The 26,111-nt window shown below is 56.0% G+C and carries 21 protein-coding genes and 1 tRNA gene; 16 read left to right on the forward strand and 6 right to left on the reverse strand.

Features of this window, described 5'->3' with window-relative positions; genetic code table 11:
- Position 1: 1 nt before the first annotated feature.
- The 5 genes from H6815_09175 to H6815_09195 all read left to right on the forward strand — a co-directional run bounded on the left by H6815_09175 (position 2) and on the right by H6815_09195 (position 8,502).
- Positions 2 to 937: a DUF58 domain-containing protein gene (locus H6815_09175; GenBank protein ID MCB9860609.1), complete on the forward strand. Its 936-nt coding sequence runs from the start codon at positions 2 to 4 to the stop codon at positions 935 to 937.
- Complete coding sequence (locus H6815_09180) at positions 934 to 3,045, forward strand: BatA domain-containing protein (GenBank protein MCB9860610.1); 2,112 nt, start codon at positions 934 to 936, stop codon at positions 3,043 to 3,045. The genes H6815_09175 and H6815_09180 overlap by 4 nt, the downstream gene beginning before the upstream one ends.
- 71 nt (positions 3,046 to 3,116) lie before the next feature.
- Positions 3,117 to 5,321 (forward strand): hypothetical protein, encoded by a 2,205-nt coding sequence (locus H6815_09185; protein MCB9860611.1) that lies wholly within the window; start codon positions 3,117 to 3,119, stop codon positions 5,319 to 5,321.
- Entirely contained in the window at positions 5,318 to 6,256 is a 939-nt protein-coding gene (locus H6815_09190; GenBank protein MCB9860612.1) for an ABC transporter ATP-binding protein, read from the forward strand. Before H6815_09185 ends, H6815_09190 begins: the two co-directional genes overlap by 4 nt.
- A 20-nt stretch (positions 6,257 to 6,276) precedes the next feature.
- Positions 6,277 to 8,502 (forward strand): ABC transporter permease subunit, encoded by a 2,226-nt coding sequence (locus tag H6815_09195; protein MCB9860613.1) that lies wholly within the window; start codon positions 6,277 to 6,279, stop codon positions 8,500 to 8,502.
- A gap of 3 nt (positions 8,503 to 8,505) precedes the next feature.
- Here the strand turns inward: H6815_09195 and H6815_09200 are convergent, their stop codons facing one another.
- Together H6815_09200 and H6815_09205 are read right to left on the reverse strand one after the other, a co-directional pair.
- Positions 8,506 to 9,459 (reverse strand): ABC transporter ATP-binding protein, encoded by a 954-nt coding sequence (locus tag H6815_09200; protein MCB9860614.1) that lies wholly within the window; start codon positions 9,457 to 9,459, stop codon positions 8,506 to 8,508.
- A gap of 47 nt (positions 9,460 to 9,506) precedes the next feature.
- Positions 9,507 to 11,879: a hypothetical protein gene (locus tag H6815_09205; GenBank protein ID MCB9860615.1), complete on the reverse strand. Its 2,373-nt coding sequence runs from the start codon at positions 11,877 to 11,879 to the stop codon at positions 9,507 to 9,509.
- A gap of 167 nt (positions 11,880 to 12,046) precedes the next feature.
- Between H6815_09205 and H6815_09210 the strand changes: the two genes are divergently transcribed.
- The 4 genes from H6815_09210 (at position 12,047) to H6815_09225 (ending at position 14,345) form a co-directional block, all read left to right on the forward strand.
- A complete protein-coding gene (locus H6815_09210; protein ID MCB9860616.1) occupies positions 12,047 to 12,319 on the forward strand; it encodes a hypothetical protein in 273 nt (90 codons plus the stop codon).
- A gap of 63 nt (positions 12,320 to 12,382) precedes the next feature.
- On the forward strand, positions 12,383 to 13,045 hold the full coding sequence (locus tag H6815_09215) for a CoA transferase subunit B (GenBank protein MCB9860617.1): 663 nt from the start codon (positions 12,383 to 12,385) through the stop codon (positions 13,043 to 13,045).
- 59 nt (positions 13,046 to 13,104) lie between these two features.
- Positions 13,105 to 13,800, forward strand: a complete 696-nt coding sequence (locus tag H6815_09220; protein ID MCB9860618.1) for an AIM24 family protein — start codon at positions 13,105 to 13,107, stop codon at positions 13,798 to 13,800.
- A gap of 134 nt (positions 13,801 to 13,934) precedes the next feature.
- A complete protein-coding gene (locus tag H6815_09225; GenBank protein ID MCB9860619.1) occupies positions 13,935 to 14,345 on the forward strand; it encodes a DUF4332 domain-containing protein in 411 nt (136 codons plus the stop codon).
- Positions 14,346 to 14,429: 84 nt separating this feature from the next.
- On the opposite strand, the gene H6815_09230 is transcribed toward H6815_09225, so the two are convergent.
- Complete coding sequence (locus tag H6815_09230) at positions 14,430 to 15,185, reverse strand: CoA transferase subunit A (protein MCB9860620.1); 756 nt, start codon at positions 15,183 to 15,185, stop codon at positions 14,430 to 14,432.
- Between the two features lie 317 nt (positions 15,186 to 15,502).
- Here H6815_09230 and H6815_09235 point away from each other — a divergent pair, with 317 nt between their 5' ends.
- Complete coding sequence (locus H6815_09235; GenBank protein MCB9860621.1) at positions 15,503 to 18,283, forward strand: pyruvate, phosphate dikinase; 2,781 nt, start codon at positions 15,503 to 15,505, stop codon at positions 18,281 to 18,283.
- An 81-nt stretch (positions 18,284 to 18,364) separates the two neighbouring features.
- On the opposite strand, the gene H6815_09240 is transcribed toward H6815_09235, so the two are convergent.
- Positions 18,365 to 20,110 (reverse strand): (2Fe-2S)-binding protein, encoded by a 1,746-nt coding sequence (locus H6815_09240; protein MCB9860622.1) that lies wholly within the window; start codon positions 20,108 to 20,110, stop codon positions 18,365 to 18,367.
- 96 nt (positions 20,111 to 20,206) lie between these two features.
- On the opposite strand from H6815_09240, the gene H6815_09245 reads away from it, so the two are divergent.
- Together H6815_09245 and H6815_09250 are read left to right on the forward strand one after the other, a co-directional pair.
- A complete protein-coding gene (locus H6815_09245) occupies positions 20,207 to 20,452 on the forward strand; it encodes a hypothetical protein (protein ID MCB9860623.1) in 246 nt (81 codons plus the stop codon).
- A gap of 3 nt (positions 20,453 to 20,455) precedes the next feature.
- Positions 20,456 to 20,983, forward strand: a complete 528-nt coding sequence (locus H6815_09250) for a DinB family protein (protein MCB9860624.1) — start codon at positions 20,456 to 20,458, stop codon at positions 20,981 to 20,983.
- A 35-nt stretch (positions 20,984 to 21,018) separates the two neighbouring features.
- On the opposite strand, the gene H6815_09255 is transcribed toward H6815_09250, so the two are convergent.
- Positions 21,019 to 21,092, reverse strand: a tRNA-Arg gene (locus H6815_09255).
- A 136-nt stretch (positions 21,093 to 21,228) separates the two neighbouring features.
- Here H6815_09255 and H6815_09260 point away from each other — a divergent pair.
- Genes H6815_09260 through H6815_09275 form a run of 4 tightly spaced genes read left to right on the forward strand, consistent with a single transcriptional unit; the run spans position 21,229 to position 24,835 of the window.
- Positions 21,229 to 22,287 carry a protoheme IX farnesyltransferase gene (locus H6815_09260; protein ID MCB9860625.1) on the forward strand — a complete coding sequence of 353 codons (1,059 nt, stop codon included), beginning with the start codon at positions 21,229 to 21,231 and terminating at the stop codon, positions 22,285 to 22,287.
- Positions 22,288 to 22,296: 9 nt separating this feature from the next.
- Positions 22,297 to 23,313: an ABC transporter ATP-binding protein gene (locus H6815_09265; GenBank protein MCB9860626.1), complete on the forward strand. Its 1,017-nt coding sequence runs from the start codon at positions 22,297 to 22,299 to the stop codon at positions 23,311 to 23,313.
- On the forward strand, positions 23,310 to 24,095 hold the full coding sequence (locus H6815_09270; GenBank protein ID MCB9860627.1) for an ABC transporter permease: 786 nt from the start codon (positions 23,310 to 23,312) through the stop codon (positions 24,093 to 24,095). The genes H6815_09265 and H6815_09270 overlap by 4 nt, the downstream gene beginning before the upstream one ends.
- A 32-nt stretch (positions 24,096 to 24,127) precedes the next feature.
- Positions 24,128 to 24,835 (forward strand): SCO family protein, encoded by a 708-nt coding sequence (locus H6815_09275; protein MCB9860628.1) that lies wholly within the window; start codon positions 24,128 to 24,130, stop codon positions 24,833 to 24,835.
- Position 24,836: 1 nt separating this feature from the next.
- Here the strand turns inward: H6815_09275 and H6815_09280 are convergent, their stop codons facing one another.
- Positions 24,837 to 26,111 carry an aminopeptidase P family protein gene (locus H6815_09280; protein ID MCB9860629.1) on the reverse strand — a complete coding sequence of 425 codons (1,275 nt, stop codon included), beginning with the start codon at positions 26,109 to 26,111 and terminating at the stop codon, positions 24,837 to 24,839.

Genomic DNA, 26,111 nt, shown 5'->3' on the forward strand with positions numbered 1-26,111 from the left:
CATGCTCAAGATCGAATCTCCAACTCGCCCGAAGACTATTGCTGACCTTGTGTCTGACGATGTCATGGCGCGCATTGGCGGGCTCGATCTTGCCAGCCGGAAGATCTTCCGTGGAAAACTGCAGGGCGAACGTCGATCCAAAAAGCGTGGCGAGAGTGTCGAGTTTGCCGACCATCGGCCATACGTTGTCGGCGATGACCTGCGCCACATCGACTGGAACGTGTACGGGCGTCTCGATCATCTGTTCATGAAGCTGTTCCTTGAGGATGAGGACCTCTCGCTGCACATTGTGATCGACGCGAGTCTGTCGAGCGATTGCGGCGAGCCGAGCAAACTGCTGTTCATGCAGAAGGCAGCAATGGCGCTGGGATACGTTGGGCTCGTGAATCTGAATCGTGTGACCGCGACTGCGATTGGTGGCGTGCAGGGTGGAGTGATCAGCGCGATCCGCGATCTGCGCGGGCGCCGGCGCACACAGGATCTTGCGCGATGGATCTGCACGATCGAACCGACCGGCATTCTTCCATTTACTGAGTCGTGCAAACGCATCGCGATGTCTCGGCGTGGGCGCGGGATCATGATTGTGATGTCAGATTTCTTTATCAAGGAGGGATACGAGGACGGGCTGCGCATGCTCGCGGGGCACGGGTACGACGTGTTCGCGTTGCAGGTGCTCAGCCCGCAGGAGGTCGATCCGACCGGACCAAACGGAATCGCGGGCGATCTTCGCCTGCGCGATGTCGAGGATGAGGACTTTGCGGAGATCACGGTCTCTGCGCCGCTGCTCAAACGCTACAAGGCGACGCTCGACGCGTACCGCGACAATCTTCGCACATTCTGTGCACGTCGCGAGATCATGCACATGACGACGCAGTCGGACATGCCGATCGACACGCTGCTGGTCGACTCACTCCGCCGAAAGGGGGTGCTCAAGTGACCTGGCTGAGCCCACTTGTTGCTGGTATTGCTGCTGCGATCGCGATCCCGACGCTGCTGATTCTGTATTTTCTGAAGCTGCGCCGTCGTGATATTGAGATTTCGTCGACATTCCTATGGAAGAAAGCAATCGAAGATCTCCAGGCCAACGCGCCGTTCCAGCGTCTTCGCAAAAACATTCTTCTTTTGCTGCAACTGCTGGCACTCGGGGCTTTGCTTGTGGCTGCGGGGCAGCCGACAACACGCAGCTCCATGCTGACGCGCGGTCGTCATGTGATCGTGATCGATGTTTCAGCAAGCATGAACGCGCGTGATGGGGAGTCCGTCGCGCAATCGCGGTTGGACAGGGCGAAGCAGGACGCGCTCGCCGTTGTTGACGGGCTGAAAGAGCAGCAACTTCTTTCCGTTTCACCATCGGATGAAGCGATGGTGATCACGTTCGGGACATTTGCTGAAGTTGTGCAGTCGTGGACGAGCGACAAAAACGCACTGCGGAGCGCCATCAACTCAATCCAGGCTCGCGAAACGCCAACACGTTTTCATCACGCGCTGGGGTTGATCGAAGCGCAGGCGCCGCAGCGCACGTTTATTGATGACAACACCGGACAGAAGCTGGATCTGCCGCCGGGGCGTGTCGGCACGATCCATATCTTTTCTGACGGGCGGATCGCAGATGCGGCGGAAACGATCTTCGGTCCAGAGGATGACGTGCGCTACTACCCGGTGGGTGAGGAATCAGCGACGAATCTTGGGATTGTCGCGGTGCGGGCCGATCGGGAGTTCTCCGATCCGACGAAGCTGGTCGTGTATGCGGGTGTGCAGAGCACAGACACCACTACTCGCATTGTCGATGTCGAGCTTCGTATCGATGGAGAGCCACCGATCGTGATGGTGAAAGAGGTCGAGATCCCTGGCGCAGTGCGCGAGGATCCCGCAAATCCCAGCACGGCGCTCAAGCCCGGTCGCGCTGGTGTTGAGTTCAAGCTGCAGCGCCCGGAAGAGGGCATTGCGCACATGACGGTTCGGCCGAGCGCGTCAGAGAACGCTGCAAACGCGAAGCCCGATGTGCTCGGCGTTGACAACGAAGCGTGGGTGGTGATTCCGCGGTCGAGTGAACTGATTGTTGCGCTGGTCACTAACGACGGGTTTGGTATTGCCGATCTGTTGAACGTGTTACCGCTTGCTCGCGTCGATGTGATGACTCCAGCTGAGTTTGAGTCGGCACTGCGCACCGGGCGTGATCGTTCGTATGACGTTGTTGTGCTTGATGAATGGCTGCCTCCCGAGCCGGAGAACTCCGACGATTGCCTTCCTCCGGGGCGATATCTCGTGTTTGGACAGCCTCCACCCGCGCCACAGGGACTGGAGGATCGTGGCGTGCTGACAGATCATCAGACAGCCATTATCGATTGGGACCACAACCATCCGGTGCTGAACTCTGTGGATCTGGACAAGCTGGTTATCTTTGATCCACACGATGTGTCACTCGGTGAGCAGAATGCGGCTCGCGTGCTCGCAAACTCCACGGTTGGTCCAGCGATTGTTGAGATCAATGGAACTGAATGTCGCGCGATCTGTGTGACCTTCGGTGTGCTTGCATCCACATGGACGCTGGATCCGAGTTGGGTCGTTTTCGTTGGTTCAGCAATCAACACGCTCGGACGAAGCGACGAGGTTGTTGCTGGGCGTGACGTGCAACCTGGGCAGACATACACCGATCGGTTGCCACAGGGTGCATCAGATATTCGTGTGCGCACGCCGCACGACGATGTCGAAACGTTGACACAAGCACCAGATGGATCAGTTGCGTACGGACCTGTGCGATCAACTGGTGTGTTCACGGTGTCATGGACCGGAGCCGGCGCTGACAACGATTCGAAGATCGGAGATCGATTTGTGCGTACGTTTGCATCGAATCTCTCGAATCCAGCCGAGTCAGACGTTTCCGTGGTCATGGAGCCGGAGTTTGCCACCGCGAAGATCGACACCGCGAGTGCAGATGCTGCAGAGCGTCAGGGGCCGCGCCATCTCTGGCCGTGGCTGGTTGGGCTCGCGGTCTTGATCGTGATGTTCGAGTGGTGGGTCTACAACCGGAAGGTGTATCTGTGATCAGTGCGATTCGGGTTCTACACGTGCACGGCATGCAGTGGTGTGTTGCTTTGTTGGTGTGCGTGTGCTGCATGGGTTCGGTAGCTCAGGCACAGGATGCAGAGAACCAGTTCCAGATGAATGCCTCGCTCGGGTTTGGTGGCGTACTGGTGGCCGAACGATGGAATCCGCTCACGCTGACGATCTCATCTGGTGGCGAAGCGGTTAACGGCGCGTTTGAGATCACGTATGCGCAGGACGCATCACAGGTTGCAAAGATCACTGTGCCGTTTGCAACGACACCACACCGCGATGTGCCTGTAACAGCCTTTGTATGCCCGCCAGCAAGCTGTGTTGAGATGAACATCAAAGCGTTCAATGCACGCGGTCGCGAGTTGGCATCAGCCTCGTTCGTGCCAATACCACAGCAGAACTCATCAGGCAGCACCAGGCTTGAGTTTCGCATGCCAACGGTGCATGGGCCAAGGCATGTTGTGGTTGGTGTTGTCGGTGATGTACAGAGTCTCAACAGCGCATCGCGGGTGTGGCGAGATGTGCTTGGCGGGCTCGATGGATCGACATCGACGCAAAGCCAGTACTCGTACTCGCGTGCGCCTGCTCGACCGGTTGAAGAGGTCTTTGGCTCAATCGATGTTGTCACGATTGATCCAGACTTGCTCCCTCGCACGTGCATGGGATACGACTCGCTGACCGCACTTGTGATACATCCTGCTTCGATTGACAGTGTGGACGAGCGGTCGATTCAAGCGATTCGACTGTGGGTGCAAGCGGGCGGGAGATTGATTGTGCTCGCGACCGAGCCGGGCTCTGCGTGGCAGCGATGGGTGCCGGAGGGTGTGCTGGAAACTGAGTTCGATTCGGGAATGGTGACCTCGCGCGATCCTGCGCCGGTACAGACACCGCGTGAACTTCAACGCGTCATGACCGACTTTGTGTCAAAGGAAACAAAGCAGTTGTCCGGTGTCATGCTCTCAGAGACGGCGACCGCTCGCACGTTTCGTCTTTCTGATCGTGCAAAGACACTCGGGTGGTCGGAGAACTGGCGTGTTTCAGGGGATGAATCGAGTATTGCGGTGCAGGGGCCGCTTGGGTTTGGCTATGTGATGCTCGTTGGAGCACGACCGGAGTTCCTTCCAAGTGCAGTGCGAGATGTGTTTTCGGCCGGTTTGTGGCGCCAGTTGCTCACACCAATCCTGAAGAAACCGATCAGGACGATGGAAGGGGATTCTTCGGAGAGCCGCGACTGGTACTGGAGCGGTGCATATGAAACAAGTGAAGAGATTCAGCAGGTAATAGCTCAGATTCAGCGCACCCCCCATGTATCGTTAACGGTGCTCTATTGGATTCTGCTTGTCCCGCTCACTATTGTCGCGCTGCTAGGGGTTGCTGATCTCTTCGTGCTCAAACGCCTGAACCGTCGTGAGTTGAACTGGTTGACCGCAGCGCTTTGGCTGGCGGTACTTTCTGTTGTTGCGTACACAGTGCCGTTGTGGATACGTCGCGGTCCTTCGATGGCAAGACGTGTGGTGCTCGTGGAATCAGTGCAGATGCCCGGGCAGTCACTGCCGATTGCATGTGTGACACAGGCGATCGGGTTGTATGCAAACTCGTCACAACCGAGCAAACTCGCGGATGAGTCCGTTGATGGATCGTTTCTGCAATCACAATGGTGGCGCGGTCTTGAACCATCGTGGAGTTCCTATGGGTCTGGACGAGGGTTTCAGCAGTCACTCATTGGACCGAGAGTTGAAACGCTGCAGATTCCCGGTGCATGGGATACGGCGATGGGTGGAAACAGCATGGAGGATCATCGCGTTGCACAATGGACATTCCGCGCCATTGCATCGCGCTGTGTCGAGCCAGCGCCTGTGCGTGTGCAGTTGGAACGCACGTCGAGTGGCACACGAATCGTTGTGACCGGACTGGATCGTGATGCAAATGTGGAAGTTGCGCTCGCTGAGCAAATGGAACGGTGGAACGTGGCTAGCGAGGTCGAGGACGAAACTGCTGCGCTGCATGAGCGTGTGTTCATGACAAGAAACAGCATGAACCTGAGTCAATCCATGCAGGTATCCGTAGAACAAGCCCGAGCGATGACGAACTTTGAGCCTTCATTCTCGAGTAACTCGATCTTTGATGACACTGCTCCTGACGTGTGGCGCACGGTGGTTATTCGCGTGGAACGCAACTCTCGTTCCGGCCAGTGGGATCGTGAGTCAACGACAGTCTATCGAATCATGGTGCCCATGCTGCCAACTGCGGAGGATGATGTATGATCGAGGTCAAAGGTCTCTGCAAATCATTCGGCAGTCTGGATGCTGTTCGTGATGTGTCGTTCTCGGTTGGAGAGGGTGAGATCTTCGGGTTCATCGGACCGAACGGCGCGGGGAAGTCCACAACGATGAAGATGCTTGCCGGGATGTTGATGCCTGATGCGGGCAGCGCAACGGTGTGCGGCTACTCCATTCATTCGCAGGCGCATGAGATACGCAAGATTCTTGGTTATATGCCCGATTTTCTCGGCGTGTATGACGATCTGACAGTCGATGAGTATCTGCAGTTCTTTGCAAGCGCGTATGGAATTGCGAGGAAGAAACGATCGTCGATTATTGAGAGTGTGCTCGAACTGACTGATCTTTCGGAAAAACGTCACGCGATGGTCGACAGCCTGTCGCGTGGTATGCAGCAGCGTCTTGGTGTTGCTCGCGTGCTTGTGCATGAGCCAAAGGTGCTGCTGCTCGATGAGCCTGCATCGGGTCTTGATCCTCGCGCACGTATCGAGATGCGTGCGCTGATGGTTGAGCTTGCGAAGATGGGCAAGTCGCTTGTGGTTTCATCGCATATTCTGACGGAGCTCGGCGAGATGTGTACGAGTGTCGGCATTATTGAACGGGGCGAGATGATCTTTGCCGGTTCAGTATCAGAAGCACTCGATCGTGCGAATACTGGTGAGAAGATGGTGATTGAGCTCCAGCCATCCGAGACTGTGGATCCGGTATCGATCGCGAAGGCTCTTGAGGCCAGCGAGGTGATCTATCGCGCATCAGCCGATGGGTATCGATTGACGCTTGAGGTTGCCCGATCGCTTCAGGATCATCATGCGGTGTTCGATCTGGTCGCACAGACAGGTGCCCGCATAGCAAAGTTTGTGCCCGGCAAGGTCATGCTTGAAGATGCGTTCATGACACTGACAAAGGGGAAGGTGCAGTGAGCGAATCTGCTGAGGAACATGTGGCAACGGACGCACATGCTGTCCAGGCAGTTGTATTGCGCCCCAGACCTTCGATTGCGAAGCGCATTGCCAATGCTGTTGTGTTACTTCGGCCTGAGAGATTATTCTTCGGGCCTGTCTTCCAGAAGGAGATGCGCACACTCGGCAGGCGGAAGGGGACCTACATTCTTCGGGCGATCTATGCGCTTTTGCTGTTTGCAATACTCGGAATCTATTTCTGGGGTGAGTCAGACAGCATGTCCGAACGCGTTGATGCAACAGCGCTGCAGGACATCGCGCTTCCCGCAAGTTTTATTATTGCATGGACACAGTTCATCTGTCTGTGTCTTGTCAGCTCGATGCTGACATCTCACGCGATCGTTGGAGAGAAGGTCGGACGCACGATTCCTGCGCTTGCAACAACGCCGCTCACGTCGAGTCAGATCATCCTGAACAAGCTTGCTTCACGCTTCATCCAGTTGCTGGTGCTGGTGCTGATTCCAGTTCCAGTGCTTCTGGCAATGCGCGTGCTTGGTGGTGTTGAAGCCGATTACATCTTTGGTGCAACAATGCTTGCGCTCAGCTCTTCTGCGCTCGGGTTGTCGCTTGGGATGTTCTTTTCTGTCAAAGGAAAGGATGCCCGTCGCTCCGCGGGTCGTGCGGTCTTCGTGATGTTGCTGATCATGTTCGGACCTGCGCTGATTCGTATCGTTCTTTCACCGTGGTTGGGGCCGCCCGCTCGTTTGCGTGAGCTCTACGCCTCGTCATCTCCTTTAACGCTCGGCGCGCTGACCACATACCAACTTGGGGAGATGCCACCTGGATTGACTCCGGCAGACATCAAGTGGATATGGATCGTGAATACCACGTATATGTTCGGGCTTTCGCTCCTGTTCGCACTTGCCAGCACGATGACTTTTCGCAAGCTGATGCAGATTGAGTCTGCGGGTGGTGTCGGGATGGTTGTGCGCTCACGCTTCCGTGTGTGGAATCGTCGCAAGCGAGCAAGGTCAGCAGTTCAGATTTCCAACACTGTCGTTGCAGCAAGCCCAGTCTCAGGCGAAACCTCACTGTTGCACGTTGCACACACGCCCGTTGTTGTGGGGGGTAGTCGGGTGGTGGGGGATGCGCCGGTTCTGTGGCGCGAGTTGCGGAGAAACTCGAAAAAGGGGAGTTTGTCGTATATTCGACCGCGGACACTGTTTGACCAGCTTGTGCTTGCGTGGTCGAAGTTTATGCCGTGGTGTATAGGTGTTTTCTTTGCTGGTGCATTGATAGAAGCGTTCATGTTTGTGATTCGGCCTGCTTCTGTGCCCGGGTTCTGGTTTCTTGTCTGGTCGTTCGTTCTGCCCGCTGTTTTTCTGTGGTGTGTGTTCCGCCTGCGCAAGGAAAAGGAGAAACGACACATACTCTCGCTCGCGCACGTTCTTGCGTGGTCGGTGTTATTTGCGATGCTTGCTATCTTGGCTGTGTTTCTGAAGATGAACAACTGGCCGATGTCATGGGTTGTGGAAAGCCCCGCACCAGCATTTTCGATTATTGTTGTTGTCGGATTTTTGGTGACAGTAGTCGGTGCGGCAACAACATCGGTTGGATCAATCGTTGCAGAACGCGAATCGCAGACATGGGAGATGCTGCTGACAACGCCTTTGCGAGCGCGTGACATTATCTTTGGAAAGGTCATTGGTACGGTACATCAGCAGGCGCAGACGCTGCTCTTTGTACTTCTTGTGATCGGATTTGCAGTTGGTGTCGGATCGCTTCATCCAGTTGTCATACTCGTTGCAGCAATGTGCATGCTTGGACCTGTGGTGTATCTTGCAGGCACGGGAGCGTTGCTTGCAACCGTGTTCCGGCGCTCAACATCGGCGAGTATTGCCAATCTCTTTGTCGGATTTGCGACGTGGCTTGGACCGTGGATTCTTCTTGGAATCGTCTCGATTCTGGGTGTGATGGACTACAAAGCTCAAGAAGCCTTTGCGCATCTGCTTCAATACAGCAGCCCGTTTGTGTACCCTGTTGTTGCAGTTGTTCAGGCGGGGCTCGGTGAGCATCAATATTCGTTGAGCGGCATCACATGGTACCAGTTTGATCGATTTCTTGTTGATGTGCCTGGAGAGAACACAACACTTGCACCGTTTACGGTCTTTGCGGTCCTCTGTGGTGGGCTGCACATGGTTGTTGGCGTGTTTGCAGCTTTTCTTGCGGCACGTCGTCTGAGTATGCAGACACGAAGGCCGATGTAAGCGTTATTGCACGAGCCCCTTCGTTAGACGCATGAAGGCTGTCTCAAGGTTGACATTTTCTTCGGTGAATGAGCGGATACGGAACCCGGCATTTATCAGCACATTCGGGAGCGCGGTGATGTCGGCGTGCCCCTCCTCGTCAAACTGCACGTGCAGCATTGGTTCCGCTGAGGATCCATTTGACGACGGCTGCATCTGGATCTTCTTGACGCCGGGAAACTTCGAAATCACCTCTGCGGCATCCTGAGACCGCTCATTGACCTGCACGTGCACAATCATGCCCATGCGTGCTCGTGCCAGCGCGTCACGAACGGAACCAGCATACAGCAGTTTGCCACGTTCAATGATGCCGACAATGTTGCAGAGTTCCGCGAGTTCGTGGAGGATGTGGCTGGAAATGATGATGGTCTTCCCCATCCGCTTGAGCTCTTTCAGGAGTTCGCGAATTTCGATGCGTGCTCGCGGATCAAGGCCGGATGCCGGTTCGTCCATCAGCAAAACCTTTGGGTCGTGCAGCAGCACCCGGGCAACACTGAGTCGCTGTTGCATGCCTCGTGAGAGACTGTTGACTTCCGCGGTCGCTTTGTACGTCAGATCTGTCAGTGTGAGCACATCGTTTACGACCTGCTTGCGATGTTTTCCGTGGATGCCATATGCTGCGGCAAAGAACTCAAGGTACTCTGTTACCACCATATCTTCATATGCGCCCATAAAATCAGGGACGTATCCGATGAGCGGTCTGATCTTTCGGTTCTGGTATCCAACTGTCAGGCCGGCGACCTGTGCTTGTCCGGATGATGGCTTGAGCAGTGTTGCGAGCACCTTGATCGTGGTTGTCTTTCCCGCGCCGTTCGGCCCAATGAATCCGAAGCAATCGCCCTCATTGATCGAAAGATTGAGATTATCAAGCGCAACAAGGTCGCCGTAGCGTTTGCTCAGATTAATGGTTTCGATCATCGGCATGGTGTTTGATCCTGCATGGTGTTAGCTGTTGTGCAAAGTCTTTATGCGCCTTCATCATCCGGACCAGTGGTTTCGTCTGAGTCGATTTCTGGTGGATTTGTGGGCAATGGGTAGATCCACCGTATCACTGTCGATCCTCTTGATCGCACGGGCCTGCCATCGAGTATGATTGGCACCGGCGAGCCAATCTGCTTTGCCGATCCATAGTCTGTGATTTCACCAAGTATAATGACGCACGGCTGCATAAGCCATTTGCCAATGTCCCATCCGTGCAGCGCATACCGCGTCATATGTACCTGGCCTGTAAATGTTCCAGCGGTTTTGTCCTCGGGGAACTGGCTGAGCAAACTGGCAGCGGCGACACCATCAAATACATTTGTGGAGTACTCAGCGCCAATTGAGGCTGGTCCGGGTCTGCGTACGAGAGTGCTGATAAACGATTGAAGATCGGCTGCAGCAAACTGCGCCGATGTTGTGATCTCAGCAAGATCCAGATCTTCACCCGGCGCCCACGGGTTAACAATCTTCCACGCTTCTGCGTTGGCGTTGAGCGCGGTTGGATGACGATCAAGTCCGCGCTGGCCCCACGAGATAATGATTGTCACGTTCTGCAATGGACCCGGCAGATCGTGGCGGAGTATGCCATGCAACCGTGTATTCTTGCCTTGCCGCTCATTTTGACGGATGACAGGATCATCGCCTGAGGTGCCATCAACATCCACCGGGCGCGGCATGTTCCATTGTGGACCGCCCACCCAGTCTGCCTGAAACTGTTTTACTGTTTGTCTCACGGGAAATGTGATAGAGTTGTGCGATCGTGCATCAATTGCATAGGTACGCGCATCAGGGAACTTTCCACCAACGCTGGAACTCGGTGAGAGCCCGTCAAATGGAGCAATGTTGTTCGTGACCTGCAATGGAACTGGCGATGAAACAGATTCGTCGAATCCGATTGTCGCATCACCATACCACGGTACCATGATATTGAACCATGATCTGGCACGTTGGACGGGTTGCCCGTACACATGCTCGAGTACCGTGATGTGTTGTGCAGATACACGGTGCGGTCTGATGAGCACCGCGCCTCCCCACGCGATGACGGTGAACGCAATCGAACTGAGCAGAAATCCGATCCACGCGTGATGCAGTTTCTCCCGCTTCTTCAGGATGAAGAACGAAACGGGTGCTGCAATTACCCAGTAGAGTGAGAAAACCAGAAAGCCGAGCAGCACACCGGCAGCGGCGGTGCCACGAGATTCGATCTTGCCACCAATAAACCCATCTGTTACATATCCGGTGCGCGATGCTCCAAGCGTGCCTCTGTCAGCATCGTATGAACCACGCAACCCGATCACTCGGTTCCAGAACTGCTCAGCATTTGGAAGACGGTTCGGTGCGAGTGCAGCCAGATCAAGTCCGACAAGGGTGACCATGCCAGTTCCCAGCAGTCTGCGCGTGACGACGGGGTCATCGTTCGGGCCAGCAAGGATCGGCATCGCCTCTTCCATTAGCGCATTGTCGGCAGGCTTGAGAACATAGACCGTGCCCTTGCCAAGTGGTCGGCTTGCCCGCTGACGATTCTGGATTTGCTCGATTGTTTCATTTGTTTCCTTGGGCTTGTTCCAGAAGACAAGAGGCCTGTAGGGTTCAAGGTCGGTTGCTTCGAGACGTTCGATTGTGACGTTCGGCATCACATCGGAGAGCAGATTTGTTGCAGACGACCCAATCCACGTTTGTCCAACTGGCGGCAATACAACAACAAAGTGTCCGCCGCGATAGATCCAATCGCGTAATGCACCGGATTGAGAAGCTGTGAGCGTTGTAGGTTCACCTTGCGTCCAGATGATGGTGTCGAACTGCGCAAGCCCGTGCCAGCGATCCGGGAGATCCTTGCCGTCCAAGCCTGTGACTCGAACACGTTCCTGTCCTGATGGGTTGTAGTCGAGCGACCATGCAGGCAGGCTCATTGCACCGAGTCCCAGATCCTTGTCACCAATACGCGCAATGAGTCCGTAGGAAGGTGCAACCGGAGAGATGACCTTCTCATCCGTGAACAACCGCTGTCCGGGGACCCGCCCGCTGCCGCTGGTGCTGCTGCCTTCTTCTGCTTCGTACACCGACAATCGCAATCGAGACGACGCATCGCCGCTTATTGGCAGGCGTGTGTACAACCACACTGATTGCTTCACATCCTGATTGCTGGCAACAGCCCGCTCCACAACGATCGTGTCACCATCAACGTCCGGAAATGTAATACGGAAAAGAAGTTCCCGGCGCTCGATGGATGCGTCGCGGAAATCAACTCGAACACCCATCCACTCACCAAGCCTGGTGACCCCGCCAACCCCGATCGACCCTATAGAGACGTCAAGATCTCCCTGCTGAGCAGAAACTGGTGAAACAACGAGACTCATAAGGGTGCATAAAAAGACAACGGCCCATCGACGACCGAAAGAAAGGATGGGGCTGGCGATCGAGGAATGCACAGGTTTCATGGATCAGTAGAAGTGTATCGTCCCAGAAGCCGTTGGGTTCGGTCTGTTGGTTTAAAGGAAGTCAGGTTCCAGCCGATACTCAGGGCGTGGAAACATTCGATCAGAATGCGGTCTTTGTGCTGGTGGTGGGGCTGACGGTCCTCGTTGTTCTCAACGCGCTGGCGGTCAATGTCTGCAATACCCATCGCGTTCATGACATGAAGATGCGTGTAGCAAAGCTGCGGATCAAGTATGGTGTCTATCTTGCCAAACTTGGGACTGGTGAGAGTGAGCCCGCAGGATTCATCCTGATCGGCGGTGAGGACGATGACAAACCGATCACAGTTCAGGAAAAGCGACCGCAATCCAAGGCGGCCTGATCAAGCTGTCAACATGAGATCTGGTGTCAGGCGGGATCGAGTCACCCGCGATACACTTCCTTCATGGCACTGACACGCGAAGAGATCACCAAAAGAGCAGCGAAAGAGCTGGAGGATGGGTATGTTGTCAATCTCGGGATTGGCATGCCCACACTGGTTGCGAACTACATTCCGGATGGGATGGATGTTTGGCTTCAGTCTGAGAATGGGCTTCTTGGCATTGGTCCGTTTCCCACGGATGACAAGGTCGAATCGGATCTGATCAATGCAGGCAAGCAGACCATTACCGCTCGTAAAGGAGCGAGCTTTTTTTCGAGTTCAGATTCGTTTGCGATGATTCGTGGTGGTCATGTTGATATGTGTATTCTTGGCGCAATGCAGGTGGCTGAGAACGGCGATATCGCAAACTGGATGATTCCAGGCAAGATGGTCAAGGGGATGGGTGGCGCGATGGATCTTGTTGCTGGTGTGCGCAAGGTTGTTGTCGCGATGGAACATAACACCAAGAACGGCGGCATGAAGTTTGTCAAAGAGTGCACGCTCCCGTTGACCGGTGCTGGCGTGGTTGACATGCTTATTACAGACTTGTGCGTGATGGAGTTTGATCCGAACCGCCAGAAGTTTGTCCTGACCGAGCTTGCGCCCGGCGTCACCGCTGAGGAAGTGCGTGAGAAGTCTGAAGCTGCGTTTGATGTTGCTGACAATGTCAGGACAGTTTCGGTTTGACGAATCTCACCGATGTTCAATGTCTCTTTGGTTCGGTATTGGTCTGAACAGGAGTTGCCATGTCTCGTTTCTCCATCGAACAGTTTGTTGAGAAGACATCAGAACGCGACCACGGTCAAGGGTTCTTCGAGCTTGAAAATGAGCGACTGCTCGAGGTGAATATCAGCAGTCTGGTGTGGATGAAAAAGGGTGCGATGGTTGCATATCGCGGCGACATCAAGTTCGAGCGTGAGGGGATCCTTGAACAGGGGCTGGGCAAGTTGATTAAGAAAGGATTAACCGGCGAGGGCGCGCAACTGACAAAGGCGACCGGGACTGGAAAACTCTATCTCGCTGACGAGGGCAAGAAGATCTCGATACTTGAACTGACCAGCGACTCAATCTTCGTAAACGGCAACGATCTGCTGGCATTTGAGGACGGTATCCAATGGGATATCAAGATGATGCGGAAACTCTCTGCGATTGCAGCGGGTGGATTATTCAACGTCAAACTGGATGGCTCAGGGCTTATTGCGATCACGACTCATTACGATCCAATCACATTGGTTGTCACGCCCGACAGTCCGATTGTCACCGATCCAAACGCAACAGTGGCGTGGTCGGGTACGCTGACACCCGAACTGAAGACGGATCTGCAACTCAAATCATTTCTTGGTCGAGGAAGCGGCGAATCGTTTCAGATGCGATTTGCGGGCACAGGCTTTGTCGTTGTGCAGCCGTACGAGGAGATCGCATTTCAACACACAACCGGATGATATCGATGTGTTCTGTGAGAGCGGGAATGAGCGTCGAGAACGTGATATGATGCCGCCTGCATCGTTTCGGAATGCCTGCACTTCGTGGGCTGAACCACACACACACGGATATTCAAGACAGGGAGATATTGAGCATGGCAAACTACAAGATCACCGACATCGAAGGCATTGGGCCGACATTCGGAGAGAAGCTGACAGCTGCTGGTATCAATGATACAGACACGCTGCTGAAAGAGTGCGCGTCTGCTTCAGGGCGCAAGGGTGTTGCTGAGAAGACGGGGATCACAGAATCCATGTTGCTCAAGTGGGCAAACATGGCAGACCTCTATCGCATCACGGGTGTAGGATCGGAGTACTCGGAACTGCTGCATGAAGCTGGTGTCGACACGGTTCCCGAACTTGCCCAGCGCAATGCAGCAAACCTGACAGCTTCAATGCTTGAAGTGAACGAAAAACGCAACCTCACCCGCAAGCCACCGACTGAGACATCGGTTCAGAAGTGGATTGATGAAGCAAAGACGCTTGCAAAGGTCATCACACACTAAGAACGCGTCAAACAAACACAACTCAAGACACATGCATCAACTGCTCCGAACATCGGGGCAGTTGTTTTTACATTGCAGCCTTGCTCAGCTATTGCTGGTGGTGCGCTGTTCGATGCGTTTCTCGCTGACAGTCTTTACAACTCGATCTATATAGTTACCAGGCGTATGGACCCGATCCGGTGCAATGTTGCCCAGGTCGGTGAGTTCATCTACCTCTGCAACAACAAATGCTGCAGCCGTTGCCATCATGGGGTTGAAGTTGCGAGCGGTCATGTTGTACACAAGATTGCCGAACGGATCGGCTGTGTGTGCTTTGACGAGCGCAAGATCCGCATAAAGCCCAGTTTCGAGAATAAACTCGCGTTCGCGGAATGTGTCTTTGTTGATGCGAGCATGAGCTGCCGGCGGAAGAAGCAGACGTGATTCCTTGCCTTTCGCAATATCCGTCCCTGCGCCGGTTGCAGTGTAAAACGCGGGTATTCCGGCACCGCCTGCACGGATTCGTTCCGCGAGTGTCCCCTGCGGGTTGAACTCGATCTCAAGTTCTCCACCAAGAAACTGCTTCTCGAATGTCGCGTTCTCTCCAACATAGCTGGAAATCATTTTTTTGATCTGGCGTGTCTGGAGGAGGAGCCCAAGCCCAAAGTCATCAACGCCAGCATTGTTGGAGATGCAGGTGAGTTCCTTGATGCCGGTGTCGCGCAGCGCGGTGATGAGGTGCTCCGGAATTCCGCACAAACCGAATCCACCAACCATGACAGTACATCCGTCATAGAGGATGCCCCGATCCTTGAGATCTGCAAGTGCTTCGGTAGCGGTGGGACAGACTTTGTGAGCCATGGCGGTGAATCTCCGGTGCAGTGGGGAGGCAGTTTATGCGAATGCCTGCGTCACAGCGACTCGGTATCAGGGGATACAAAAAGTCTGCTGTATGGCTTAGACCACGTGTTTTCATGCAGAAATCACGAAAGCCTGTGGAAGAATGGAAAAGATGACTGCACATGGACGGGCTCTCGACCTAGGATCATGGTTCCCGGCTCGGGTTTGTTTAGAACTCGCAAACTCCCCGAAATGGGCGATATTTTACCGTCAGACCTGCCAAGACCCATTGGTGGGGTTGTACTTGCCGCCTCTGATTCGACTGGAACACCATGCTGATGGCCAACAAGAAGACGACGAAGAGCTCAACCGCCTCGAAGTCCACAACCAAACGAACACATCCTGCCGGTTCGAAGACCACATCTAAAAAGAAGGTAGCGAAGAAGACATCCTCCTCCGAAGGTTCCAAACCGAACCCCGGAAAGTTTGTGTACTACTTCGGAAAAACCCGGACCGATGGCTCGGCTGACATGAAGCTTCTGCTTGGTGGCAAGGGAGCCAACCTCGCAGATATGACGCGGATTGGGCTGCCAGTGCCTCCAGGGTTCACCATTACGACTGAGACGTGTGCAAAGTACAACGAGGGTGGCAAGCGACTTCCTCATGGTCTGATGAATGAAGCGCAGATGACCATCAGCCTGCTTGAAAAAGAAACGGGCAAGGTGTTCGGCGACAAGGACAATCCGCTGCTGATGTCTGTTCGTTCGGGTGCTGCGGTATCCATGCCGGGCATGATGGACACGATTCTGAATCTTGGCCTGACTGATGAGAGCGTCGAGGGGCTTGCCCGGGCAACGGGGAATCGTCGGTTTGCGTATGACGCGTACCGCAGACTCATCAACATGTTCGGTGATGTCGTGATGGGGGTCCCGCACGAGACCTTTGAGCATGCCTTTGACAAGATCAAGAAGAAGTTCAAGGTGAAGGACGACACCGAGGTCCCCGAGGAGGGGCTTGTGCAACTCTGCGAGGAGTACAAGCGTGTGTACCGTCTCGGCACAAGCCAGGATTTTCCGCAGAATCCGAACAAGCAGCTTGAACTCGCAATCGAAGCAGTATTCAAGTCGTGGGATTCGGACAAGGCGCAGTCATATCGGCGCATCGAGGGTATCTCGGGCCTTGTCGGTACCGCTGTCAATGTCCAGACGATGGTGTTTGGCAACATGGGAGATGATTCGGGCACAGGCGTTGCGTTTACGCGCAATCCTTCCACTGGTGAGAACAAGTTCTACGGCGAGTTCCTGATCAACGCGCAGGGTGAAGATGTTGTTGCAGGTATTCGCACACCGGAGCCTGTCGATGACATGCCGCGCTGGAACAAACGCGTGTACGACCAGTTGTTAAAGATCAAGAACACCCTTGAATCGCACTATCGCGACATGCAGGATATCGAGTTTACGATCGAGCGTGGCACGTTATACATGCTCCAGACTCGCACCGGCAAGCGCACCGGCGCTGCTGCTGTACGAGTCGCGTGTGACATGGTGCGAGAGCGGCTGATCGAAGAGAAGGAGGCGGTGCTCCGTGTCAACGCCGACTCGCTTACTCAGATGCTGCTCCCGTCCTTTGATGTGAAGGAAAAAGCAAAGGCATCAGTGCTGACGAGGGGGCTTCCCGCGTCCCCGGGTGCTGCTGTTGGTTACCCAGCGTTTACAGCAGAGGAAGCTGTCGAGCGGGCACGCAAGGGCGAATCGGTCATTCTCGTTCGCCCGGAGACAAGCCCGGAAGATGTTGACGGCATGAACTCTGCGAAGGGGATTTTGACGAGCACCGGTGGCATGACATCGCACGCTGCGGTTGTTGCTCGTGGCTGGGGCAAGTGCTGTGTTGCCGGCGCATCTGCGCTGCACATCGACGCGAAGAAGGGTACCTTCGAGGTTGGCGGGAAGAAGTTCACCCGCAAGGACATCATCTCAATCGATGGATCAACGGGTGAAGTAATCTCAGGGGAACTGAAGCGTGTTGAGCCGGAGTTGTCAGGTGATTTTACCAAGCTGATGCGCTGGGCTGACAAGTATCGCAAGATTGGCGTGCGCACCAATGCAGACACTCCGGCCGATGCGAAACGCGCTCGCGCGTTTGGTGCAGAGGGCATCGGGCTGTGCCGCACAGAGCACATGTTCTTCGAAGGGCCGCGCATTCGCGCGATGCGTCAAATGATTCTTGCGGATACTCGTGCTGCGCGTGTTGATGCGCTCGAGAAACTGTTGCCCATGCAGCGTGAGGACTTTGTCGAGATCTTCACCGCGATGAAGGGGTTGCCCGTGACGGTGCGTCTGCTCGATCCGCCGCTCCACGAGTTTCTTCCGCACGAAGCAGATGCGCAGAAAGAACTCGCTGGTCTGCTCCGCATGCCTGTTGCTGCGGTGAAGCAGCGCGTCGAGCAACTCCACGAGATGAACCCGATGCTGGGACATCGTGGGTGCCGACTCAGCATCAGTTATCCTGAGATTCTTGAGATGCAGGTGCGAGCTATCGCGGAAGCGTGTATCGAGTGCGCCAACGGCAAGGTCAAGGCGATGCCCGAAATCATGCACCCCCTCGTTGGCACGAAGCAGGAACTGACCATTCTCCGTCGCGAGACCGAGCGCGTGATTGAGGAGGTTCGCAAGGAGTTTGAGTACAGCGGACGCCTGAATATCAAGATCGGAACAATGATCGAGATCCCGCGTGCGGCATTGACCGCGAACGAAATCGCAGACGTCGCCGACTTCTTCTCGTTCGGTACCAACGACCTCACACAGCTGACGTTCGGTTACAGTCGTGACGATTCCGGATCGTTCCTCCCGTCATACCTTGCACAGGACATTCTCCCGCAGGATCCATTCCAGAGTCTCGATATCTCTGGCGTTGGTCAGCTTGTTGAGATGGGTCTCACGAAGGGACGCGCGGTGAAGAACGAACTGAAGGTCGGGATCTGCGGTGAGCACGGCGGTGATCCGGCGAGTGTGAAGTTCTGCCATCGTCTCGGCATGGACTATGTCTCGTGCTCACCATTCCGTGTGCCGATCGCTCGTCTTGCAGCAGCGCAGGCGGCGCTTGAAGATGAGAAGGATTGAGACGAAACGAGCAACCGAATAGACTCAGAAAAAACACCGGGATCCACCCGGTGTCTTTGTTGGTTGCTTAAGATGAACTGATCAGAGCGCAACGACCTGCATGTCTGATTCTACAGCCTCTGGTGCTTGTGGCGAGCTGACAGCATCACCGAATACACCGAGCGGACCATTCAGTGCTGCCATAGCAGCGCGAGTGTTTGCCGCGTTGAAGATGTTTCCGTGAGGCAGGCGCGTGCGCAGCGCATTTGGCACCTGTCCCGGCCCTTCGTCGACGATATGGACTGTTGACCCTGAAGGTGTGTTGAGTGCTTTCCCTTCTGCGACTGCGAGGAGATCGTTGCCGATCTGGCCCTCGCTGTTTGCGCTGCCGGGCGAGGGAATCGCAGCCTCGAACGCCTGCACCATGCCGCGAGCGTTCTCAAATGTGCCGGCCTTTTCCAGCCAGACTGCACCCGGGAGCACGATGTCCGCATCATCAACAAGCGGCGAGTGCAGCGTGTCGATCAGCACGACAAATGTGTCCTTGAGCGCGTTGCGTAGTTCGTCCGTGTCCCATCTGCTTGGGTAGTTGCCGGTGAGGATGAGACTTGTTGCGTTTCGGACAGCAGCGTTGAAGTCAGTGACGGTGCAGCCGAGTCCTTCGAGGACTCGTTTTACGCCGCGCGCGTTCGGGGCTTTTTCTGCGTACGCGATAAATGCTTTGGGATCGTCCTTTGATGTCCCCTTGGGGAAGACCTTGTCCTCGCCGTGGACGGGCACGGGGCCGACAGCGTACTCGACATTCTCGTGGATAGCGCGTGCTGCTTGCACAAGCGAGTACGCGTCTTCGCACGACAGCATTGGGCTGACGACGAGAGTGAGTTTGCCGGATTTCTCGGCAGCTTTGCGCAGACCTTCGACCGCGTCCTGCACAGCGCGGATGTAGCTGGTTTCTTCAAGCACACCGAACTGGCGGTGCATCGGTGTGGTCAGGCGTGTGTCAGAATGCACGAACTTCCACGAGTACCGGACCTCGTCCGTGATCCACCAGCGATTCACACTGGCGTTCTCGCGCGGGCGGAACCGGTACATCTTGCCCTGGTTGTGCTCCGCCCAGATGTTGTCACCAGACGCGGTGACGCCGTCGATGGTCGCGGTCTTCTTCAGGAACCACACGCGCTGCGTGAACAGGAAGTCCTTGTCAAGGAGTGCGCCCACGGGGCAGAGGTCGATGACGTTCGCCGAGAGCTCGTTGTCGAGTGCAACACCCGGGAACACGTCGATCTGCGAGTCGTTCCCGCGCCCCTGCACCATGATCTCGTTCGTGCCGGAGACCTCCTGTGTGAAGCGCACACATCTCGTGCACAGGATGCAGCGGTCTGAGTAGAGATAGACGTGCGGGCCGAGATCCTTCTTGGGCTGCTTGACCTTTGTCTCCTCGAACCGACTCACGCCGCGCCCATACTCGTAGGAGAAGTCCTGCAATGTGCACTCGCCAGCCTGATCGCACACAGGACAGTCGAGCGGATGGTTGATCAGCAGATACTCCATCACGCCCTTCTGGTTGGCGACAGCCTTGGGAGAATCTGTATGGACCACCATGCCGTCGGATGCCGGAGTCTGGCACGTCGGCAGGAGTTTGCCGCCCATCATGGGTTCGAGCTTGTTGTCGTTCCGTGGGTTGGGAGCCCAGACCTCACCGAGACAAATGCGGCACGAGGCGACGATTGTGAGCCCGTCGTGGTAGCAATACTGCGGGATATCAACGCCGTTGGCGTTTGCCACCTGCAGGATCATCTGGCCTGGCTCGAACTCGCATTTCTGACCGTTGATGGTGACTGTCGGCATGGTCCGCGATGGTAGGTGGTTGGACGTGGGTTTTGCAGGGCTGGCGGGCTGGAATCAGCGATCTGTCGGCAGAATCCTCAGCCTCTACAATCCAGCATGGAAACCGGAAGAAATCCCAGAAACAAGATCATGCCTGGGGCTTGCGTGCTCGCGGGAGTGGTGCTGACCGCGTTCGGGCTTGGCGGGTGCTACGAGCGCGTGGTTGACGCTCGTGGTTTTGGTGCAACGCAGATGAACATCCAGAAATCTAACATCGGCTCTGACAATGATCAGCGGCTAATTCTCAACCAGCCTGATAACCGCGGCACACGATGGAAGCAGCAGCATTCGAGCGGATGGTGATGGATGACACAGACGCGATACACAACACGCTCGCCATGGTTCGAGAGAACATTCGACTTTCGCATCCCAGCGTGCGATGGGCCAGAGGTTGTCGAGCGTTTGCGAGGCACTCCGTTGCGTGTTGAGGATGCAGTGAAAAAGCTTTCTGAGAGCTTGCTTGTCGCGCAGCCCGATGACACGTGGTCTATCAAGCAGAACGTCGGGCATCTGAGTGATCTCGAATCTCTTTGGCACACACGCACAGGCCAACTTCTCTCCGGGGCGAAAATCCTCGAAGCGGCGGATGTCGAGAACACCAAAACAAAGCACGCAGATCACAACACGGTGTCAATGCAGGATCTCTGTGCACAGTTCCGTGATTTGCGCCATGGATGGGTTGCAACACTCGACTCGCTGACAGCGGAAGACTTCGCGCGAACGTCACTCCACCCGCGCCTCAACCAGCCGATGCGGCTCGTGGATCTCTGTGAGTTTGTGGCTGTGCATGATGATTACCATCTCGCCCGGATACGAGAAATCATGCGGGGGTAATGAGGCCTGTCTTTGACGCTCTTTGTCATGTGGAACACCCCCGGCTGGATTCGAACCAGCGACCTGCGGATTAGAAGTCCGCTGCTCTATCCAACTGAGCTACAGGGGCAGGTGGAACGCAGAGTGTATGGGACGTGGTTGGGCCTGCCCAGTCCCTTCAGTATCTTTGGCGGGTGCGTCTTGAGACAGAGATCGGCTTGCTTGCGGGCTCGGAATTCGTAGTGACAGAGATACAATCAGCCCACGTGAGCCAGCAATCCACGATGCATTTTTCGTCGGCTGTAGCGTCTGCAAGTCAGACCCATCAGCACACGAGCGCGCAGCTTACGCCATCGGTGTTGTTTGGTGCTCTGGTGGAATCCACAAAGCCCGGTATCACCCGCATGGTGACAATCACCGCAGGCGTGGGGTTCCTCATTGCCGTGTTGAGTGTGTTGCTCGGGTCTTCGGATCCTTCAGGCCGATGGTCAGTTGTCGGATCAATGGTGCTGCCGCTGGTGGGGTGCCTGCTCGGCACAGCCTTGGCGGCTTCCGGAGCGAATGCCCTGAACCAGTGGCTTGAGCGCGATCGCGACGCACTCATGGAGCGTACAAGGACACGACCGATTCCATCGGGCAGAGCCAGTGCGAGCCAAGTCCTGATGCTTGGGCTTCTGCTGTGCAATGCTGGATGTGGTGTGCTCGCTGCAACATGTGGCGTTGTCCCTGCAGTCATTGCAGCTGTTACCATTCTCACGTATCTGTCTGTCTATACATTGCTCAAGCCAGTGACACCCTGGTCGACGCTCATTGGTGCATTCCCTGGCGCGCTCCCGCCGATGATCGGGTTCAGTGCGGGGTTGATTGCAGTCCATACTGAACTTGGCACGACGCCAATACCCATGTGGGCAACGCTTCTTAATCCGCTCGGGTTAAGTCTGTTTGCGGTCCTGTTTGTCTGGCAGATGCCGCACTTCCATGCGATCGGTGTGATGTACGCCGAGGACTACGCGCGTGGCGGGCACAGGATTCTTGCTGTGGTCGATCCGACCGGCAAACTCGCTGCACGTTCGATGGTGTTCTGGTCGCTGGCGCTTATCGGCGCGAGTGTTGTGCCGACGATCCTTCGGCCTGATCTTGCGTCATTTGCGTATCTGCCACTGGCTGTTGTTGCTGGAGCAATGTTCGTTCGTGCATGCCTGACCTTCGCAAAGACGCTTGATGTGAAGGATGCTCGCCGGGCGTTTCTTGTCTCGGTCATGTACCTGCCGGTGTTGCTGCTGGTGCTGACGATCGAAGCAGCAGCTCGGTTTCTTCTGTCCTGAATGAGTCATATGACTGCGACAGCATCTGACACCACGCATGCGATCCATTGCGAGCATGTGCGTGTTGAGTATGCGCCGCAGAGGATTGCCCGTCGTCAGCGAGCAAAGCATGATGGGCGCACACGCAGCGAGCCTGTTGTTGCAGTTCGCGACGTGTCACTGTCAATCCAGCCGGGCGAGCGGGTGTGTATGCTCGGGCCGAACGGATCGGGCAAGTCATCGTTGATGCGTGTGTTAGCAGGGCTTTCGCAGCAGACCAATGGCAGCGCAGCTGTGTTTGGTTTCGATCCACATGATCCGCAGGCTGCGATACGGCGGGGCGTTGCGTTCCAGTCGGTGAGTCTCGATGATCTGCTGACTGTGCGCGAGAATCTGATGCTGTTCGCAGCAAGTGCCGGTCTTGGTAGGGACGAATCGCGGGTGCAGATCGAGCAACTCGCGAGCCGCATGGTGTTTGCTGACAGGCTCGACCAGCGCGTGGGCACACTCTCCGGCGGGTATGCGCGCAGGGTTGATCTTGCCCGCGCTATGCTGGGAAACCCGTCGTTACTGCTGCTTGATGAGCCCACGAGCGGGCTTGATCCCACATCGCGAAGAATGTTCTTTGACGCAGTTGATGCGGCTGGAACAGATGCGGATCGACCTGCTGTGCTGCTGAGCACACACCTGCTCGACGAGGCAGCATGGGCCGACCGACTGATCTTCATGCACAACGGCACGATCGCGAGCGATTCGACACTCGCCAAGTTACACGAAACATACGGTAATCGTGTGCTGCGACTGACATCACAAGCGGATGGATTCGATGCTCGCGTCGATGCGTATCTCACGGAGCACGGACTCTCGCAGCATGCGAGACTGTCTTCGCCGCGTCGAATGATCGTGCCGGTGAAATCAGAAGGCAGCGAAACCTCGCACGTCAATACGCTCGCATCGATGGGGATCGATGTCGCACTTGGGCAGATGACTCTGGCGGATGTGTACGAGATCGTGACAGGCGATGCACTCACGGGAGATGCGTCGTGACAACAAACGCCGGTATGCAGGCGATGATGCAGATCGCGCTGCGCGAATGGAAGCGTCTGCTGCGCCAGCCGTCGCGTGTAGTTGCGTCTGTCGCAACACCGGTGATGCTGTGGGTGTTTCTTGCTGGTGGGTTGTCAGGTGCTATGCGGACAGGCGAATCGCAGGACGGGAACTACGCGCTCTATCTGCTCCCGGGCGTGATCGCGATGACACTGATGTTCAGCTCGATCTTCGCAGCGATCTCGCTTATCGAAGACCGCAACGAGGGCGTGCTTCGCGTGCTGCTGTGCGCACCCGTACCGACGTGGGCGATCGTTGCTGGGAAGATTGTTGGGTGCAGTTCGATCGCACTTGCGCAGGCACTGCTCGTGATTCCCGCTGCGTGGGTGATGGGAGCGCATCCCGGTACTTCAGATATTCTGGTCAGTATTGGTGTGATGGTGCTGCTTTCTGCCGGGCTCACCGGATTGTGCCTCGCGCTCGCGTGGCGGGTGAACTCATCGTCCGGTTTTCATGGCGTGATGAACGCGATCCTCATGCCGATGTGGTTTCTGAGCAGCGCGGTGTTCCCGCTCACGACATCATCGACGTGGCTGAAGGTTGCGATGTACGCGAATCCCATGACGTGGCCGACGGTTGCGTTGCGCCATTCGCTGGTCGGATGGAATATGCCGGTGTCAGCGGGTGTTGTCTGGATCGCTACGATAGTGTTTGGGATTGCTGGTGCTGTGTTCGGCTGGGTCGTTCTTTCTGTCGGACGCAGACGTGGCAGTGCTACGTGATTGGGTTGTGCGAGCAAAGCAAGAGGTGTGTGATGCAACGTGTGCTGATTGGTGCGATCCTGTTCTTTGCTTCAATCGCGATCGCGGGCGGGTTGTTTGTTCTGACACGGAAGGACACGCCGAAGCAGAGCAATGTGCCATATGTCGGTGGCGTGCAGGTTGATGACAATGAACTTCCAAAGTACGTCGATGCGATCAGACCCGACCAGGGCTGGAAGGGTAAGGTAATTCCTGACTTCTCACTCGATGATCAGAACGGGGACGAGGTGACTGCATCAGTTTTCGATGGCCACGTGACAATCAGCACGTTTTTCTTTACGAGTTGCCCGTTGGTGTGCCCCGCGATCTCGGGACGTGTGTACGAGATGACCGAGCGACTGAAGGACACCGATGCACAGTTTGTTTCGTTCAGCGTCGATCCTGTGCACGATACTGTGCAAGCAGCGCGCGAGTACGCGGACAAGTGGGGGGTGAGCGACGACCGCTGGAAGTTCCTCACGGGTGATGGCGAGACCGTCACATCAATGCTGACAGACACGATCGGATTTCAGCTTGCAACAGAACCGGACAATCCGATCGAACGTGTCGACGGCACAACCATGGACAACATTGTGCATCCCACACATCTGTTCCTGATCGGCCCCGATCGCCAGATTCTCGGCATCTATGTCTACCAGTCTGATGACCAGATGCACGATCTCGAACTGCGTGTGCGCTCGCTGTTGCGTGGCGACAACTGAATCAGCCTGCCATCATCTTCTCGATCTCCTTGATCATCTTTGGAATTTGGCTGGTCAGCACGCGATGCCCCGTCGCAGTGATCTCTACATCATCCTCAATGCGCACGCCGAGTTCCTCGTCGGGCAGATAGATGCCGGGCTCGATCGTGACGACGTTGCCCTTCTGCAACTTGCCTTCGGGTGTGATGTCGTGTGTCTCAAGACCAAGATGGTGCCCGACGCCGTGCATAAAGGCATCGGCGTACCCCGCGGCTGAGATCACCTTGCGCGCAGCTGCATCGACCTCGTGCATCCACACACCCGGCTTACACGCATTGATTGCAGCGAGCTGGGCTTTGAGCACAATGGAGTAGATCTCTGCCTGACGTTTGGTGAATCTGCCATTGACCGGGAACGTGCGCGTGACATCGGCGCTGTACCCGCACCATTTCGCGCCGGCATCCACGACGACGAGCGAATCGTCCTTCAGCGGATTGTGGTTCGTTTTGTAATGCAAAACCGTTGCGTTCTTGCCGGACCCGACAATCGAGTCGAACGCGAGATGGCTTGACCCGCCCTCGACGAACCCTGCTTCGAGTGCGCTCTGCGCAACGCGTTCGCGCACGCCGGGCTTGATCGCGCGAGCAACCGCTGCAAATCCGACACCCGTTGCGCGACCGGCAAGACGGATCATCTCGACTTCGGCTGGCGATTTCACCGCGCGGAGTTCGGCCAGCAGATTTGATTTATCCTCGATCGATGCACCGGGCATGCGATCAGCAACAGCACGAAAGATCGCAAGGTCCGGCGATACTGGTGCGGTGTACGGCGCAATCGGATGTAGGAGCGCCATCTTCTTTGTGCGGGAGACCGCGCCGTTCAGCCAGCGCGCGAGCGAGTTCGTGCGGAAGATCGTTTTGAACCCGGTCGACTCGCGCAGCGATGTGCCAATCATGTCGCGCAACCCATCCCATTGCTCAAGCTCGGGGTTGAGTGGCTTAAGCAGCAGTGTTTCGCGTCTGTTCTTGTCCGGGTTCGCGGGGTCGAGCAGCAGCATTGCGCCGGGCTCGTCGGTGATGCCGGTCAGATACTCGAAGTGTGGGTGCGGCGTGTAGTGCCCGGACAGATGCGCGTTGTGATCGCCCGCAATGACGAGCCCAACGCAGTTACCGAGTGCTTTGAGCACGTGCTGGCGGCGGGCGGCGAACTCGGAAAGCGGTATGTGGTCGAGATTTGACGTGCTGGGTTTGCGAGTTGAGGTTGTCCTGCGTGAAGTCGTTTTCTTTCGGGCAGCCAT

This window comes from Phycisphaeraceae bacterium, from assembly GCA_020639155.1.
In the GTDB taxonomy this organism is placed as follows: domain Bacteria; phylum Planctomycetota; class Phycisphaerae; order Phycisphaerales; family UBA1924; genus JACKHF01.

What these genes read in the sequence shown, in the direction of transcription:
- H6815_09175 (MCB9860609.1), top strand. Translation starts at nt 2, where the DNA reads ATGCTCAAGATCGAATCTCCAACTCGCCCGAAGACTATTGCTGACCTT.
- H6815_09185 (MCB9860611.1), top strand. Translation starts at nt 3,117, where the DNA reads ATGGGTTCGGTAGCTCAGGCACAGGATGCAGAGAACCAGTTCCAGATG.
- H6815_09190 (MCB9860612.1), top strand. Translation starts at nt 5,318, where the DNA reads ATGATCGAGGTCAAAGGTCTCTGCAAATCATTCGGCAGTCTGGATGCT.
- H6815_09200 (MCB9860614.1), bottom strand. Translation starts at nt 9,459, where the DNA reads ATGATCGAAACCATTAATCTGAGCAAACGCTACGGCGACCTTGTTGCG.
- H6815_09205 (MCB9860615.1), bottom strand. Translation starts at nt 11,879, where the DNA reads ATGAGTCTCGTTGTTTCACCAGTTTCTGCTCAGCAGGGAGATCTTGAC.
- H6815_09215 (MCB9860617.1), top strand. Translation starts at nt 12,383, where the DNA reads ATGGCACTGACACGCGAAGAGATCACCAAAAGAGCAGCGAAAGAGCTG.
- H6815_09220 (MCB9860618.1), top strand. Translation starts at nt 13,105, where the DNA reads ATGTCTCGTTTCTCCATCGAACAGTTTGTTGAGAAGACATCAGAACGC.
- H6815_09225 (MCB9860619.1), top strand. Translation starts at nt 13,935, where the DNA reads ATGGCAAACTACAAGATCACCGACATCGAAGGCATTGGGCCGACATTC.
- H6815_09230 (MCB9860620.1), bottom strand. Translation starts at nt 15,185, where the DNA reads ATGGCTCACAAAGTCTGTCCCACCGCTACCGAAGCACTTGCAGATCTC.
- H6815_09235 (MCB9860621.1), top strand. Translation starts at nt 15,503, where the DNA reads ATGGCCAACAAGAAGACGACGAAGAGCTCAACCGCCTCGAAGTCCACA.
- H6815_09240 (MCB9860622.1), bottom strand. Translation starts at nt 20,110, where the DNA reads ATGCCGACAGTCACCATCAACGGTCAGAAATGCGAGTTCGAGCCAGGC.
- H6815_09245 (MCB9860623.1), top strand. Translation starts at nt 20,207, where the DNA reads ATGGAAACCGGAAGAAATCCCAGAAACAAGATCATGCCTGGGGCTTGC.
- H6815_09250 (MCB9860624.1), top strand. Translation starts at nt 20,456, where the DNA reads ATGACACAGACGCGATACACAACACGCTCGCCATGGTTCGAGAGAACA.
- H6815_09265 (MCB9860626.1), top strand. Translation starts at nt 22,297, where the DNA reads ATGACTGCGACAGCATCTGACACCACGCATGCGATCCATTGCGAGCAT.
- H6815_09275 (MCB9860628.1), top strand. Translation starts at nt 24,128, where the DNA reads ATGCAACGTGTGCTGATTGGTGCGATCCTGTTCTTTGCTTCAATCGCG.
- H6815_09280 (MCB9860629.1), bottom strand. Translation starts at nt 26,111, where the DNA reads ATGGCTGCCCGAAAGAAAACGACTTCACGCAGGACAACCTCAACTCGC.